This is a genomic window from Variimorphobacter saccharofermentans (assembly GCF_014174405.1).
Lineage (GTDB): Bacteria > Bacillota > Clostridia > Lachnospirales > Lachnospiraceae > Mobilitalea > Mobilitalea saccharofermentans.
Window position 1 is genome coordinate 774,896 of the sequence record NZ_JACEGA010000001.1, and the last position, 16,253, is coordinate 791,148.

A 16,253-nucleotide genomic window follows, 5' to 3' on the forward strand; every position below is an offset into this window, starting at 1 on the left:
GCCTTTCTGTAATGCTGTGTTAATCGTATACGTCAATAAGCATTTTTGTTAATAAAGCCCTTGAAAATGGTTAAAAACAGTATTTTAATATCAAGTCCCAGAGTCCAGTTCTCTATATAATACAAGTCATGGTCAATTCGCTTTCGGATGGAGGTATCGCCGCGATAGCCATTGATCTGCGCCCATCCCGTCATACCGGGAGAAACCTGATGCTTTATCATATAGCGGGGAATTTCCTCCTTGAATTTTTCTACAAAGAACGGCCTTTCCGGTCTTGGACCGACCAGACTCATATCTCCCTTAAGGATATTAAATAATTGGGGCAGCTCGTCTATGCTTGTCTTACGAATGAATTTACCAATACCCGTAACACGTGGATCCCGTTTGGTAGTCCATGCCTTTTTCTCATCCTTCTCCGACTGGACCTCCATAGAACGGAATTTATACATTTTAAATTCTTTATTGTGCTTTCCAATTCGAATCTGTGAAAATATCACAGGGCCGGGGGAGGTTATCTTAATAATAATCGCCACCAGTAGCATCGGAATGGAAAACAGGAGTAGAGCTAAGGAAGCTCCGAGAATGTCAACAAGTCGTTTGATAATCCTGTTATAGGTGTTACTGAGAGGTACATTACGGATATTAATAACCGGTAAGCCATACAAATCTTCCGTATAGGGCTTGGTAGGGATAAAGCCATAATAATCTGGAACGAATTTAGTATGAACACCGGATTTTTCACATATGTTTACTATGTTCTCCAGCTTTTCGTATTCATTAATACTTAAGGTAATCGCAATTTCATCCAGGCTCATCTTAGATAAGAACGATTCTAAGTGCGTAATGGTTCCAATTACGGGAACCTTTTTATACATGGTACCAATTTCCATGTTATCATCCAGAATTCCATGAATATAGTATCCCCATTGAGGATTAGCGAAAATTCGATCAATATATGCTTCAGCAGCATGTCCATAACCAACAAGGATCACATGCTTCAGGTTATAGCCCTTACGGCGTGCAACCTTCAGTGCATAGGACAGTGCCATACGAGAAATGATATTAAACAGGATATTCATACTAAAGAATAATCCTAGAAACTTTCTGGAAATCTGAAATTCCTTAGTAAGGTATAAGAATGAGAAATAAAATGCAATACCGAAGATATTTGCTAATATAATATTCAAAATCTCAGTCCATCTACGCTTTCCGCGCTTTGGAGTATAAAGGCGGCAAAAGTAATAGATAAATAAATATACAGGCACTAAGAATAATAAGCTTTGTGCATATACCTCTACAGGGTAGAAGGTACCAGGTTCTACTCGAAAAAAGTGTAGCTTTGTCAGCGGACTATAAAAACGCAAATAATATGTGAGTAGATAAGCAATCACTATAATGATGGCATCCATAAGAACATGGACTCTGTTTAACATTTTCTGATTATCTTTTATCATATCGACCCCTACTTTGTGGTGTTATGCTTGTGATTAACTTCTCTACTATAATACATGATTAAGCAGATTTCAACAATAATAATTTTATTAAGATTCTATAACGAAAACGGAAAAGCTTTACAGAAACATGATAATATTCTATTATTAGTATGAATTTCTACAGTAAAAATCATGCGATGAAACAACAGGATAACATAGGCAGCTATATCAACTTTTTGTTGCCTTAAGGTAATAAATTTTTCTGTATATTTTCACAAACTTTACACAATATGCTGATAAACTATGAAATAACAAAAGATGAAAATGATATATGACAATAGAGGAAAGGAGAATGGATATGTCAGAATTCGATCGAGACAATCAGAATCCGGGAGGAAATCAAAACAACAATAGCAATAAGGTTCCGGAGTACAGCTTCTGGGCTGAGCAGATCAGTAATAACCAAATCAATACCAATAACAATCCCAGTCCGAATTCTTGGGGTGCTAATAATAATCCCTACCAATATCAACATAATGCAGATCCTTATTCAAGTAACGTAAATCCTTATTCCAATAATGTAAATCCTTATTCCAATAACGTAAATCCTTATTCAGGTAACGTAGATTCTTATTCCAATAATATGAACGCCTATCCTAATAATATGAATGGCTTTCCAATAAAAGAAGAGGGTAAGAAAGAAAAGAAGAAAAGAGGAAAAGGCAGTAAAATTCTTCGCTACCTTGCAAAGGCAGTATGCTTTGGAGTAATTGCCGGTATCAGTTTTCTGCTGATAGAGCAACTCTTCTATGTTATTAATCCGGATGTAGAAAGAGTCGGGATTTTTACCGGTACCCGTAAGGAGGAGGAAGAGGAGAAGTTCCATATTGGTTATACGGAAGAGGCGCAGGTTAAGACGGCGTTACACTCAGAAGTCAGCAATGTTATTGGTTCCACAGTACCCTCAATTGTCTCCATTACCAGCGTAACGAATCAACCCACTGAATGGTTTGGACAGCGCTTCAATGAAGAATATCAGGGAAGCGGTTCTGGAATTATTGTAGGGGAAAATGAAAATGAACTATTAATTGCAACGAATAATCATGTTGTTGCCGGAACCGATGTTATCACAGTTACCTTTACGGACGGCGCTGAAGCCAACGCTGTTATTAAGGGAACGGATGCAACAGCAGATCTGGCTGTAATTGCGGTGGATATTACCTCCGTGAAGAAAGCAACCCGTGAGGCAATTAAGATTGCAAAATTAGGAAGCTCGGATAAGGTTAAGGTTGGTGAAATGGCAATTGCCATTGGCAATGCTTTGGGTTATGGACAATCAGTAACGGTTGGGTATATCAGTGCAAAGGACCGGGAAGTGGAGGTTAGTGATGGATACAACAACAAAACCATGGTTCTGTTACAAACGGATGCAGCAATTAACCCCGGTAACAGTGGTGGTGCTCTGCTGAATACCGATGGAGAGGTTATAGGAATTAATACCGTCAAATACGCTTCCAACGAGGTAGAGGGTATGGGTTATGCAATCCCTATCTCCAGAGCGATTCCGATTATCAATGAGCTGATGAGCCGCGAGATACTTAAGGAAGAAGAACAAGGCTTTCTTGGTATTGTTGGAAATGATGTAACGGAAGATGTAGCAGAAATCTATAATATGCCAATCGGTGTATTTATCAATCAGATAGCAGAGGGTGGAGCTGCTGAGAAAGCAGGGCTGATGGCAGGAGATATTATTGTGAAGGTTAATGATATAGAAGTAACTGCGATTACCCAGTTAAGAGATTATGTTACAAGCTTAAGAGTAGGTACGGATGTTGAGATTACCTATATGCGTAATACCGATGGAACATACGAGAAAGAAAAGGTGACGGTAACATTGGGATCAAATCCGGAGCTGAAGAAGAATGAGGATAAAGCAGCCGATGATAACTAAGATAAAGCAGGGAGAATTAAGTAATACCGGTATGATCCTGTAGAATAAAGTAGATTAATAGCGTAATTGAATACTGAGAGAATTGACGGGGTGTTATAATATATTCGACAGACGTCAGAACCGCATTCACTTGCTGCATGACATTACAAACAGCATGGACTCTGACTTTGGAAATATATATGATGACACCCCGTCTGACTTATATGGGCACAAATGTATTACTTTTATATGACGAAATACCAGATTTATAATGAAAATTTAATAAAAGCTTTAAAAAGGTCTATTGTGCGAAGGTATATGTTAATATATAATAAAAAATAAAATGGAATGTAAAAAAATGTACTCTTTTACGGGTACGGTTACTATGGTTTAGATCTACGAGGAGGATACAGATGAATAAAGACGATAACAACAAAGATGAGTTCAATATAGATGACCACAAGAATACGGATCATAAGGATGATCCTGATCATTATGAGGAGATCTGTTATTTGTGCAGAAGACCGGAAAGTAAAGCGGGAAAAATGATTCATATTCCGAATCAGATCTGTATTTGTCCGGATTGTTTGCAAAAGACCTTTGATACCATTAACAAAGGCGACAATCCATATATGCAGATGATGGGCTTTTCGCCTAATATGATGAATATACCAAATCTACAAAATGAGATTCCGAAGGCTCAGAAGTTAAAGAAGAAACCAAAGGAGAATACCGATAATAAAGTGTTTGACAGAAAGAGCGTACCTGCCCCGCATATCCTGAAAGCGATGCTGGATGAATATATTATTGGGCAGGAGCGTGCGAAAAAAGCAATTTCGGTAGCAGTCTATAATCATTACAAGAGAATTAGTACCGGTGCTCATCCCGATGTTGAGATTGAAAAATCCAATATGCTGATGATCGGACCGACCGGTAGCGGTAAAACCTATCTGGTAAAAACACTTGCCAAGCTCATGAATGTGCCGCTGGCCATCACTGATGCTACATCCCTGACAGAGGCCGGCTATATCGGAGATGATGTGGAGAGCGTCATATCAAAGCTTCTACAGGCAGCAGGCAATGATGTCGAGAAAGCAGAGCACGGTATCGTATTTATTGACGAAATTGATAAAATAGCCAAAAAACGGAACACCAACAGCAGAGATGTCAGTGGAGAGTCCGTACAGCAGGGATTACTAAAGCTGTTGGAGGGAAGTGACATAGAGGTACCGGTGGGCGCTACTTCAAAAAATGCTATGGTGCCCCTGGCGACAGTGAATACCTCCAATATTTTATTTATCTGTGGTGGTGCATTCCCGGATCTGGATAGAATTATCAAAGCTCGACTGAATAAACAGACCATGATAGGCTTTAAGGCTGAAGTCAAGGATAAGGATGAGGATGATAGTAATATTCTTCAGCAGGTGAATTTGGATGACCTGAGAGAATACGGAATGATACCGGAATTCTTAGGAAGATTACCGATTATGTTTACACTGGAAGGGCTCTCTCAGGATATGCTGATTAAGGTGTTATTGGAGCCAAAGAATGCCATATTGAAGCAATATAAAAAACTATTAGAAATGGATGAGGTAGATCTTCAGTTTGCGCCGGATGCATTGGAAGCAATTGCAGAAAAGGCCATGGAGAAGAAAACAGGAGCCAGAGCATTGCGTGCAATTCTGGAAGATATCATGTTAGATATCATGTACGAAATTCCTAAGGATGATAATATAGGAAAGGTTGTTATCACGAAGGAATACATTGAAGGAAAAGGTGTTCCCTACATCGAAATGAGGGGTGTCGGAAATCAGAAAATGCTCGCAATGAATAATTAATATTAGGGGTGAGGATGGTGTCGTTACTATCAAAGCTGTTTCATAAACTAAGCCGGGATGACGAGTATTATTATATGGATGAGGATGAATATAATAAGGAAGTATATAATGAGGAAGAGGAAGATTTGTATTCTGATTCAGTGGATCCTTCAGAGCAGGAGCCGCGATTTCATGATAATATGACAGAACCAGTATCGGAGTCGGATGAAGAAGAGGAGGAATATGAGATCGTAGAGAGAGAAATCCTCCCTGCTAAGATCATTTGCCCTGATTGTGGCGGTATCACTCTGGAAGGATTAGACTTCTGTGATAAGTGTGGGGGTGAACTGCAATAAAACCCCAGTCTGGACTATATTACTTTACCACATAATTACTTTACCGTAGTAAAAGATTTTGTTGACAAAGTATTTATATGAGGTTATTATATATGCAGAATAAAGGCGTTCGGGATACATGACAGATTGTTTTCTGTTATCGCACAAGGACGTCTTATTGTTTTTAAGGATACTCATTTACTATATTATATAGGAAGGAGTATCAATTGTTTTAGGAGGGTAGTGTTGAAGGGCCCTAATTTTTATAAAGGATGATATACCTTCACACAGCTAAATTTAGAGGGGACCCAATTAGAGGGTTCAATAGAATGGAGGATTATTTATGAAGAAAATGAAAAAAGTAATCAGTCTTGTATTAGGGCTGAGTATGGTTGCTGCAAGCCTTACTGCTTGTGGTACAAAAGCTTCTAATGGTGGAGACACCTTAGTAATCGGCGGTATTGGACCTTTAACCGGCGGAGCTGCAGTATATGGACAGAACGTTAAAAATGGTGCAGAATTGGCTGCGAAAGAGATTAATGCAGCAGGCGGCATCAATGGAGTAAAGATTGAGTTTAAGTTTGAAGATGATGAAGCAGACGGTGAAAAGGCTGTTAATGCTTACAACACATTAAAGGATGCGGGAATGAAGATTCTTATGGGAACAGTTACCTCCGGTGCATGTGCATCTGTAATTGAGAAGACCAATGAGGATAAGATGTTCCAGTTAACTCCTTCCGCTTCTTCTACTGACGTATTAAAGTATGGTAACGCCTTCCAGGTATGCTTTACCGATCCTAACCAGGGTATTGCATCCGCGAAGTACATCGGTGAGAAAGCGTTGGCTACAAAGGTTGCTATTATCTATGATAGCTCCGATATTTATTCTTCCGGTATCTACGAGAAATTCGTTGAGGAAGCTAAGAACCAGAATTTCGAAATCGTTGCTGCAGAAGCATTTACTGCTGACAGCAAATCCGATTTCTCCGTTCAGCTCCAGAAAGCAAAGGATAACGGCGCTGAGTTAGTATTCCTTCCTATTTACTATACAGAAGCAACCTTAATCTTAACTCAGGCAGCTTCTCTTGATTATAAACCAATCTTCTTCGGTTGTGATGGTCTTGATGGTATCCTTGGTGTAGAAAACTTTGATACGTCATTAGCAGAAGGTGTTATGTTACTTACTCCTTTCGCAGCAGATTCCGATGATGAGAAAACTCAGAAGTTTGTAGCTGACTATAAAGCAGCATATAATAACGAAGTTCCTAACCAGTTTGCAGCAGATGCTTATGATGCAATGTACATTATCAAAGCTGCTATTGAGAAGGCTGATGTGAAGGCAGACATGAGTGTTGCAGAGATGGGCGATGCATTAAAGGCAGCTATGACGCAGATAAGTGTAGATGGCTTAACAGGTGCAGGTATGACATGGTCAGCAACTGGCGAGGTTAATAAAGCTCCTATAGCAGTTGTAATTAAAGATGGGACATATGTCACTGCAGAGTAATTAGAGTCTGCTTTTAATACAATTCGTTTCAATAGCAAATTACTATGATTTATAGAAACATACAGAGGTGTACTACTCCCCTGTATGTTTCTTATGTTAAAGGATAAAAATTGGAAAATTTAGAGTGGTTTTACAGAAGCTAGAAACTGTAGTACAATGTAATTTGGAGTTGTATCAGTACGACTCCTATGCTAAAATACAGTATACGAAATTATATACCACTAGTTTTGAAATATCATTTGTATTATGATTTTATATGAGTAATTCGCTTTGCAAATTTGTGACCTACAAGTTTTTAACAAGAAAACCATCGGTTTTTTTGTTAAAAACCTGTAGACTTCGTAGAAAGGCATGGTATTTATATGAGTTTTATTTCTTATTTAATTAAAGGAATAAGTTTAGGAAGTGTATATTCAATCATTGCATTGGGATATACGATGGTTTACGGTATTGCAAAGATGCTGAATTTTGCACATGGTGATGTAATTATGGTGGGTGGCTTTGTGACCTTTACCATTATGAGTACCATGGGGTTAAATCCGATTATTGCCGTGTTGATTTCGATTATATTTTGCACGATATTGGGAGTGACAATAGAGCGTATTGCATATAAACCACTTAGAAAAGCATCCTCACTGGCAGTGCTCATTACAGCAATCGGCGTAAGTTACTTCCTGCAGAACATTGCGCTTCTGATCTTTGGTGCAGATACAAAATCCTTTACTTCAGTTGTTAATGTTCCGGCTTTGAAGCTGGCGGGAGGGGAACTCACAATAGCTGGTGAAATTCTTGTTACAATTCCTGTCTGTATTCTGATTATGATTGGATTAACTGTATTTGTAAAGAAATCCAAGACAGGCCGTGGTATGGTAGCGGTATCCGAGGATAAGGATGCTGCGGTACTCATGGGTGTCAATGTTAATAAAACGATTGCGATTACCTTTGCCATAGGATCCGCTTTGGCAGCAGTTGCAAGTGTTCTTATGTTTTCTTCATATCCAAGTCTTAACTCCACCTCAGGTGCCATGCCTGGTATTAAGGCATTTGTTGCGGCAGTATTTGGCGGAATCGGCTCCATTCCAGGTGCAATGATAGGTGGAATTCTGCTGGGAGTGATTGAGATCTTAGGCAGAGCATATATTTCTTCACAACTTGCAGATGCGATTGTGTTTTTAATACTGATATTGGTATTACTAGTGAAGCCAACGGGTATTCTCGGTAAAAAGATGAAAGAGAAAGTGTAGGTGTGGATGATGAAGATAAAAGCATTTAATCAATTAAATAAATCTACACGTAGCAATATCATTACAATAGGCATCATTATTCTTGTCTATGTTATTTGTCAGATTATGATTGCTGCCGGACTTATGACAAATCTTATGAAGGGATTGCTGGTACCGTTTTGTTATTATTCTATCCTGGCGGTATCGTTGAATTTAACAGTTGGTATTTTGGGAGAGCTTAGTCTGGGACATGCCGGATTTATGTGTGTTGGTGCCTTTTCTGGAGCCTTCTTCTCCAAAGTAATGGTCAATGTGATTGAGAATTCAGTTATACGATATATTCTGGCCATTCTTATTGGTGCGGTAGTAGCGGCTTTATTTGGCTGCCTCATTGGTGTCGTAGTATTACGACTTCGTGGTGATTATCTCGCTATTGTTACGTTGGCGTTCGGTGAAATTGTAAAGAATATAATTAATGTATTATATATTGGTAAGGATGACAGTGGTCTTCACTTCTCGACAAAGGATGCAATATCCTTAAATCTTGATGAGAACGGAGAGGTTATTGTAAACGGTGCCAAGGGTATTGTTGGAACACCCAATGATACAACCTTAACAATTGCCGTAATATTACTTATCTTAACTTATATCATTATTAGCAACCTGATTCATTCCCGTTCCGGGCGTGCGATTATGGCTATTCGTGATAATCGTATTGCAGCAGAATCCGTAGGTATTGATATAACGAAATTTAAAATTCTTGCATTTGCAACCTCTGCTGCCATGGCAGGAATTGCAGGTGTACTTTACTCACATAACATATCAAGCTTAACAGCATCTCCGAAGAATTTTGGTTATAATATGTCCATCATGATTTTAGTATTTGTTGTTCTTGGTGGTATCGGTAATATCAGAGGTTCCATCATCGCTGCAATAATATTGACTTTATTGCCGGAGTACTTGCGTTTTATGCAGGATTACCGTATGTTGATTTATGCAGTGGTACTGATTGTAATGATGATATTCAACTGGAATCCGACTTGTGTTGCATGGCGTAACAATCACTCGCTGAAGAAGTATCTGGAGTCCAGAAAGAAAGCGAAGGAGGCGTAAGAGTATGGCTATTTTATCTGTAAAAAACTTAGGTATCTCCTTCGGTGGTTTGCGTGCGGTTGATTCATTTAACATAACGATCGAGCAGGGAGAACTATATGGCTTAATCGGGCCCAATGGTGCCGGTAAAACTACGATATTCAACCTTCTGACCGGTGTATACAAGCCGGACACAGGGCTTATTGAATTAGATGGCAGGAACATCACAGGATTGAGTACCATTGAAATAAATAAAGCAGGAATCGCAAGAACCTTCCAGAACATCCGTCTGTTCAAGGATCTGTCCGTACTTGATAATGTGAAGGTTGGTCTTCATAATGACTATAAGTACTCCACGTTTTCAGGTGTATTAAGGCTTCCTTCGTATTTTAAGAAGGAAAAGCAAATGGATGAGCGTGCCTATGATATATTAAAGGTATTTAATCTGGACAAGGAAGCGCATTTATTATCAGCAAACCTTCCATATGGAAAGCAAAGAAAGCTGGAAATAGCAAGAGCCTTAGCAACCAATCCCAAGCTTTTACTTTTGGATGAGCCGGCAGCTGGTATGAACCCAGCCGAGACGGACGAGCTGATGGAAACCATCACATTAATTCGTAAGAAATATCAAGTTACAATCCTATTGATTGAGCATGATATGAAGTTAGTAGCCGGTATCTGTGAGAAGATCTTTGTACTTAACTTCGGAATGGAGCTGGCAAACGGATTACCACAGGAGGTTCTGAATAACCCCGAGGTAATTAAGGCATATCTTGGTGAATAGGAAGGTGAATTGATATGGCGATGCTGGAAATCAAAAATTTACAAGTATATTATGGTATGATACATGCGATTAAGGATGTCTCTTTTGAGGTAAATGAAGGAGAGGTAATTGCATTAATCGGTGCGAATGGTGCCGGCAAAACGACAATCCTGCATACGGTTACGGGACTGATTGCTGCGAAGGGCGGAGAGGTTCTGTATGAGGGAGTTGATCTTCAGAAGATTGCGCCTCACAAGATCGTATCACAGGGTATTGCACATGTTCCTGAGGGAAGACATGTATTTTCCCAGCTAACAGTATATGAAAATCTATTGATGGGTGCATATACTAGAAAGGATAAGTCTGAGGTAGAGGAATCCTTAGAGAACGTATATAAAAGATTCCCGAGACTGAAGGAACGACAGAGGCAATATGCCGGAACCTTAAGTGGTGGAGAACAGCAGATGTTAGCTATGGGACGTGCATTAATGTCCAAGCCAAAGATTGTTCTTATGGATGAGCCTTCCATGGGTCTTTCCCCGATTCTCGTAGAAGAAATATTCGACATTATTCAAAGCATCAGTAAGAGCGGAACTACGGTTCTGCTGGTTGAGCAGAATGCTAAGAAAGCATTAGGCATTGCTGACCGCGCCTACGTACTGGAAACAGGTAAAATTGTACTTAGTGGTGATGCAAAGAAATTAATGGATGACGAATCAGTGAAAAAAGCTTATCTGGGAGAATAAATTATATAGTAGCATTCACATACTAATTTATGTGCCGTTCGGCGGCAGATGGAGGTTATTATGAATAAGTATGTTATTACGATTGCAAGAGGATATGGTAGCGGTGGAAGAACGATAGGAAAGATGCTGTCAGAGAAGCTGGGAATTCCCTATTATGACAGGGATCTGCTCCGATTAGCTTCTGATGATAGCGGTATCAATCAGGCTTTGTTTGCTAAGGCAGATGAGAAACTGAAAAAAAGCCTGCTATTTCGAATCGCAAGCAACGTATACAAAGGAGAATTAATTCCTCCGGATAGTGATGATTTTGTTTCGAATGATAACCTGTTTAATTACCAGGCGAAAATAATCAAAGAGTTAGCCAATACCGAATCCTGTATCATCATTGGCCGATGCGCTGATTATGTATTGAAGGATTACGAGAATGTAATAAAAGTATTCGTCCATGCTCCAATGGAGGATTGTATTAAGACCTTAAAGGAAATGACAGGCAAATCAGATAAGGAAATTGAGAAGCAGATTCTCTCCATTGACAAGCACCGTGCAGAATATTACAAGTATTACACAGGAAGAGACTGGAAGAACGCAGAAAACTATGATCTGTGCCTGAACAGCAGTCGTCTTGGCTTTGATAAATGTGTGGAGATTGTTCAGAGCTATATGGACATTCGTTTCCGATAAAACATGAAATAAATTAAAATTGAATTTAATTATGCCCCAATAAGTTAGATAACGCAGCAGAAATTTGCCTGCCATGTTACCTAACCTATTGGGGTATTATAGTTTTCACCACATTTAACTTGATTATCAACAATTAATCTTATAATTGAACCATTGTATTTTATTGCCATAGACAGGATAAGAGGGCCCATACATTGGGGGGGGTGTAGGCAGATACCGGAAAATGATTAGCCTATTTTCGAGTGAGTAACTGCATGCTAGTTCGTTTCGCGAGCGACCGACGCAACTATCAGGGAGGAGCGAAACGTAATAGACGCATGCAGGAACTCCCGAAAATAGTGCTTGTTTTCCGGTACTGCCTACACCCTCCAATGTATGGGCTCTCTTATCCGTCCGGTTTAGAAATACCCACCGGTTTAGAAATACCCACCGGTTTAGAAATATCCACCAGTTTAGAAATTGCAGGTATTGATAAGGTTGAAATTGTGTGTTATACTTTACTGCAAAAATTAGAAAAAGGCTTTGCCAGGAAAGAGGTATAAGATGATATCAGAGAAAATGATGGGATTTGTTAAGAACAGCTCAGTAATTCGAGCAATGTTTGAGGAAGGAAAACGATTAGCTGGAATCTATGGAGAAGAGAATGTATATGACTTTAGTCTCGGTAATCCCAGTGTGGAACCTCCCGTTGAAATCAAGGAAGCTTTACTGCAGGTAATCAATGAGGAAAATCCGAATCTGGTTCATGGATACATGAATAATTCAGGCTATGAAGATGTCAGAGAAACGATCGCTAATTCCATTAACAGCAAATTTCATACCGCCTTTCATCTGGAAAATATCATTATGACCGTAGGAGCAGCAGGTGGATTAAATGTAATACTGAAGACTCTGCTGAATCCGGGAGAAGAAGTAATTGTATTTGCTCCTTTCTTTGGTGAGTACCGCAATTATGTAAGCAATTATGATGGTAAGCTGGTAACCGTATCTCCGAATACAGTAGATTTTCAGCCTAATTTGGAAGAGTTTGAAAAGGTAATTACGAAAAATACAAAGGTTGTTATCGTGAATACACCCAACAATCCGACAGGTGTGGTGTATTCAGAGGAGACGATAAAGAAGCTTGCAGAGATACTGAACAAGAAGCAAAAGGAATTCCAGACTTCGATTTATCTTATCTCAGATGAACCATACCGTGAGTTGGTATATGATGGTGCTGAGGTACCTTATATTACAAAATACTATAATAATACCATAGTTGGTTATTCCTTTAGTAAATCCTTATCACTTCCAGGAGAAAGAATTGGTTATCTGGTTATTCCAAAGGAAGTAGATGATTACGAGGATGTAGTAGAGGCAGCCAATGTGGCAACCAGAATTCTGGGTTATGTCAATGCACCATCCCTGATTCAAAGGGCAGTTGCAAAATGTCTTGATTCGAAAGTGGATATTGAGATATATAATCGTAACCGTGAATTACTGTATCATAATCTGGTATCTTACGGATATCAATGTGTGAAACCGCAAGGAGCGTTTTATCTGTTTGTAAAGGCTCCGGGAGGAGATGACAAGGCATTTGCGGAGGCAGCAAAGAAACATAATATCCTAATAGTGCCAGGCTTCTCTTTTGGTTGTCCGGGATTTTTCAGAATGGCATATTGTGTTGATTATGCGATGATTGAAAGATCTCTTCCAGGATTGAAGAAGCTGGCGGAAGAATTCGGTTTATAAAGTATTCAACCAGAATAGTAATATTAGGTACGATAGAAATGCTGAGAAAGGAAAATACATAGTGGGAGGTAGTGTCCCGCCATGTAAGGATTATATATGAAGCCATGGGAAAAGAATATTCGTAAAGTGGTACCCTATGTTCCGGGTGAACAACCGAACAAAAAGGATATGGTGAAGCTTAATACCAATGAGAATCCCTATCCTCCTGCACCCGGTGTAGAAAAAGTCCTTAAGGATATGGATTCTGATACATTAAGATTATATCCGGACCCAACAATCAAATTGTTAGTTGACGAACTGGCTCATTTTTATCACCTTAATTCTGATCAGGTATTTGTAGGAGTGGGTTCCGATGACGTACTGGCAGTGGCATTCTTGACCTTCTTTAACTCCCCCAGTCCAGTGCTGTTCCCGGATATCACCTATTCCTTCTATCCAGTGTGGTGTGATCTGTATCGAATTCCCTATGAAGTACAGGCATTGGATGAGAATTTCTGCATCGTTAAAGAGGATTATAATAAACCGAATGGAGGTATTGTGATTGCGAATCCCAATGCACCGACCGCATTATATGCAGATCTGTCGGTTATTGAGGATATTATTGCTCACAATAAGGATGTCATTGTCATTCTGGATGAAGCATACATTGATTTTGGCGGTGCTTCAGCGCTCCCGCTTATTGAAAAATATGATAATCTGCTTGTGGTTCAGACCTTCTCAAAGTCCCGATCCATGGCAGGTATGCGAATAGGATATGCAATGGGAAATCCGGAGCTGATTAAGGCGATGAACGACGTTAAGTATTCCATTAACTCCTATACTATGAATCGCACTGCTATCCTTGCAGGTGCGGAAGCAGTTCGGGACGTAACGTACTTTAATGATAATATTCAGAGAATTATAAAAACCAGAACATGGACGGAAGAGGCATTAACGGATTTGGGCTTTTCCTTTCCGAAGTCAAGTGCTAATTTCTTATTTGCAACTCATAATAAGATTCCTGCAAAGGTTATATTCCAGGCTCTCCGCGAGAGGGATATCTATGTACGGTATTTTAATGCCCCTCGAATAGATAATTATTTACGAATAACAATCGGTACGGAAGAGGACATGAGAAAACTGGTAGAGTTCTTAAAAGGATTTATTGAGAACTATAAATAGGCCAATAGTCTTATTATGCATTTTGCCCCTATTAAATAGGTACAAATTGTTATATGATATTCTTAACCATTTTTGTGCTGGGGGGACAGTGAATGAAAATATTAATTGCTGAAGATGATTTCATCAGTAGAAAGTTTATGCTGAGGTTCTTGTCGAAGTATGGAGAATGCGATGTAACGGTGGATGGAACGGAAGCAGTGGAAGCGTTTACAATGGCGCTGGAAGCAAAGGAAGGTTATGATCTGGTTTGCCTTGACATAATGATGCCGGTAATGGATGGTTATCAGGCATTAAAGAAAATACGCGATATTGAAAAGGAAATGCAGATACCGGAAGAAAAGGCAGCGAAGATTATTATGACCACAGCTCTAAGCGAAGGGAAGAATGTAACAAAAGCATTTTCTCTTGGCTGTACAGCATATGCTGGGAAACCGATTGATCAGGAGAAGTTCGAGAATGTACTTCGTAAGCTGGACTTGATTGGGAGCAATGACGAATGAATTATCAAAAGGAATTGGAGAAGATCATCCATAGGATAGAGAATGAGAGGATTTATCCAAAATTATTAATACACAGCTGCTGTGCACCTTGCAGCAGTTATGTTTTAGAATATTTGACAAAATATTTTTCCATCACAATATTCTATTATAACCCTAATATTTATCCGGAAGAAGAATATCGTAGGAGAGTAGAGGAGCAGATTCAGTTAATACGTTCCATGCCGCTGCCCTCCAAAGTACAATTTATACCGGGTGAATATCTGCCCGAGGTCTATTATCAGAAGATAAAGGGGTTGGAGAAGGAACCGGAAGGTGGGGAACGCTGCTTTTCCTGCTATGAGCTTCGTCTAAGAGAAGCCGCTAAGCAAGCAAAGGATGGAGGATTTGATTATTTTACTACAACACTATCCATCAGTCCCCATAAGAATGCAGAGAAACTCAATGAAATTGGTCAAAGCTTAGCTGCAGAGTACGGAGTAAAGTATTTGCCTTCTGATTTTAAGAAAAACAATGGGTATAAGCGTTCTATAGAGCTATCTAAGGAGTATGATTTATATCGTCAGGATTACTGTGGCTGCATCTATTCGAGGCAGGAAAGAGAACGCAGTAAGGCTGAGAATGCATCATTGGTTACGGGAGGCTAACGATTACGAGGCAGTTCTGATGTACGGATTTCAGTACAGGAACGGAGGAAACGATGAGATGTCCATCATGTGGAAGTGATTACTGTCATATAATAGAAGAAACAGAATCGAAAATTAAAGGCTATGGAATATTTAAAGGTTGCTGCGGTTATCTCATATTAGGTCCTATAGGCTGGCTATGCGGACTTTGCGGTATGGGAGAGGGACGAACAACAAGAAAAGCCTACTGGGTATGCAACCACTGTGGGAAGAAATTTCGGGTATAATTATGAAGGATACGACGAAGGAAAAGAGTAAACAGAATTCTTGTTGGCTCTGGTGGATGATGCTGGGTGAGAAAACCGGCTGTCATCAGCTGCCTGAGCGTAGTTTCTTTATCAAAGGTTATCAATTCCCGGTCTGTGCCAGATGCACTGGAGTTCTAGTCGGATATCTGATTGCCATGCCGGTATTTGCCCTGAAGGGTATCTGTGTAACAGTTTCAATTATGGGAACCGTAATTATGTTCCTTGATTGGATGTTTCAAGCAACCGGAATAAAGCAGTCTACGAATAGTAGAAGATTTATTACAGGCTTGCTAGGTGGTTTCGGAATTATGTCGGTACAGTTATATCTGATCAGTAAAGTAATTAATAGAGTATGTCACAATTAAATAGAAGTAAACAGGAACAAGGATTATCGTGAGGAGTA

At 39.5% G+C, this 16,253-nt stretch carries 16 protein-coding genes; 15 read left to right on the forward strand and 1 reads right to left on the reverse strand.

What is annotated here, in order from left to right; translation table 11 throughout:
• Positions 1-32: 32 nt before the first annotated feature.
• Entirely contained in the window at positions 33-1,454 is a 1,422-nt protein-coding gene (locus tag H0486_RS03485) for an undecaprenyl-phosphate glucose phosphotransferase (RefSeq protein ID WP_228351663.1), read from the reverse strand.
• Positions 1,455-1,791: 337 nt separating this feature from the next.
• On the opposite strand from H0486_RS03485, the gene H0486_RS03490 reads away from it, so the two are divergent.
• The 15 genes from H0486_RS03490 to H0486_RS03560 all read left to right on the forward strand — a co-directional run bounded on the left by H0486_RS03490 (position 1,792) and on the right by H0486_RS03560 (position 16,215).
• Positions 1,792-3,384 (forward strand): S1C family serine protease, encoded by a 1,593-nt coding sequence (locus tag H0486_RS03490; protein ID WP_228351664.1) that lies wholly within the window; start codon positions 1,792-1,794, stop codon positions 3,382-3,384.
• A gap of 392 nt (positions 3,385-3,776) precedes the next feature.
• On the forward strand, positions 3,777-5,201 hold the full coding sequence (gene clpX / locus H0486_RS03495; RefSeq protein ID WP_228351665.1) for an ATP-dependent Clp protease ATP-binding subunit ClpX: 1,425 nt from the start codon (positions 3,777-3,779) through the stop codon (positions 5,199-5,201).
• 14 nt (positions 5,202-5,215) lie between these two features.
• Positions 5,216-5,536 (forward strand): hypothetical protein, encoded by a 321-nt coding sequence (locus tag H0486_RS03500; protein ID WP_228351666.1) that lies wholly within the window; start codon positions 5,216-5,218, stop codon positions 5,534-5,536.
• A gap of 322 nt (positions 5,537-5,858) precedes the next feature.
• On the forward strand, positions 5,859-7,022 hold the full coding sequence (locus H0486_RS03505) for an ABC transporter substrate-binding protein (protein ID WP_228351667.1): 1,164 nt from the start codon (positions 5,859-5,861) through the stop codon (positions 7,020-7,022).
• A 362-nt stretch (positions 7,023-7,384) separates the two neighbouring features.
• Entirely contained in the window at positions 7,385-8,266 is an 882-nt protein-coding gene (locus H0486_RS03510) for a branched-chain amino acid ABC transporter permease (RefSeq protein ID WP_228351668.1), read from the forward strand.
• A 9-nt stretch (positions 8,267-8,275) separates the two neighbouring features.
• Positions 8,276-9,358 (forward strand): branched-chain amino acid ABC transporter permease, encoded by a 1,083-nt coding sequence (locus H0486_RS03515; protein WP_408647623.1) that lies wholly within the window; start codon positions 8,276-8,278, stop codon positions 9,356-9,358.
• Between the two features lie 4 nt (positions 9,359-9,362).
• The gene (locus H0486_RS03520) at positions 9,363-10,121 is read left to right on the forward strand and encodes an ABC transporter ATP-binding protein (RefSeq protein WP_228351670.1); all 759 of its coding nucleotides are present in this window, start codon (positions 9,363-9,365) and stop codon (positions 10,119-10,121) included.
• A gap of 14 nt (positions 10,122-10,135) precedes the next feature.
• Positions 10,136-10,846, forward strand: a complete 711-nt coding sequence (locus H0486_RS03525; protein ID WP_228351671.1) for an ABC transporter ATP-binding protein — start codon at positions 10,136-10,138, stop codon at positions 10,844-10,846.
• A gap of 60 nt (positions 10,847-10,906) precedes the next feature.
• Positions 10,907-11,527: a cytidylate kinase-like family protein gene (locus H0486_RS03530; protein ID WP_228351672.1), complete on the forward strand. Its 621-nt coding sequence runs from the start codon at positions 10,907-10,909 to the stop codon at positions 11,525-11,527.
• A 543-nt stretch (positions 11,528-12,070) separates the two neighbouring features.
• Positions 12,071-13,258, forward strand: a complete 1,188-nt coding sequence (locus H0486_RS03535; protein WP_228351673.1) for a pyridoxal phosphate-dependent aminotransferase — start codon at positions 12,071-12,073, stop codon at positions 13,256-13,258.
• Positions 13,259-13,354: 96 nt separating this feature from the next.
• Positions 13,355-14,419 (forward strand): pyridoxal phosphate-dependent aminotransferase, encoded by a 1,065-nt coding sequence (locus H0486_RS03540; protein WP_228351674.1) that lies wholly within the window; start codon positions 13,355-13,357, stop codon positions 14,417-14,419.
• A gap of 92 nt (positions 14,420-14,511) precedes the next feature.
• Positions 14,512-14,919 carry a response regulator gene (locus H0486_RS03545; protein WP_228351675.1) on the forward strand — a complete coding sequence of 136 codons (408 nt, stop codon included), beginning with the start codon at positions 14,512-14,514 and terminating at the stop codon, positions 14,917-14,919.
• Entirely contained in the window at positions 14,916-15,563 is a 648-nt protein-coding gene (locus H0486_RS03550; protein WP_228351676.1) for an epoxyqueuosine reductase QueH, read from the forward strand. Before H0486_RS03545 ends, H0486_RS03550 begins: the two co-directional genes overlap by 4 nt.
• A gap of 53 nt (positions 15,564-15,616) precedes the next feature.
• Positions 15,617-15,829 (forward strand): hypothetical protein, encoded by a 213-nt coding sequence (locus H0486_RS03555; RefSeq protein WP_228351677.1) that lies wholly within the window; start codon positions 15,617-15,619, stop codon positions 15,827-15,829.
• A gap of 2 nt (positions 15,830-15,831) precedes the next feature.
• The gene (locus H0486_RS03560; RefSeq protein ID WP_228351678.1) at positions 15,832-16,215 is read left to right on the forward strand and encodes a DUF2085 domain-containing protein; all 384 of its coding nucleotides are present in this window, start codon (positions 15,832-15,834) and stop codon (positions 16,213-16,215) included.
• The last annotated feature ends 38 nt before the right edge of the window (positions 16,216-16,253 follow it).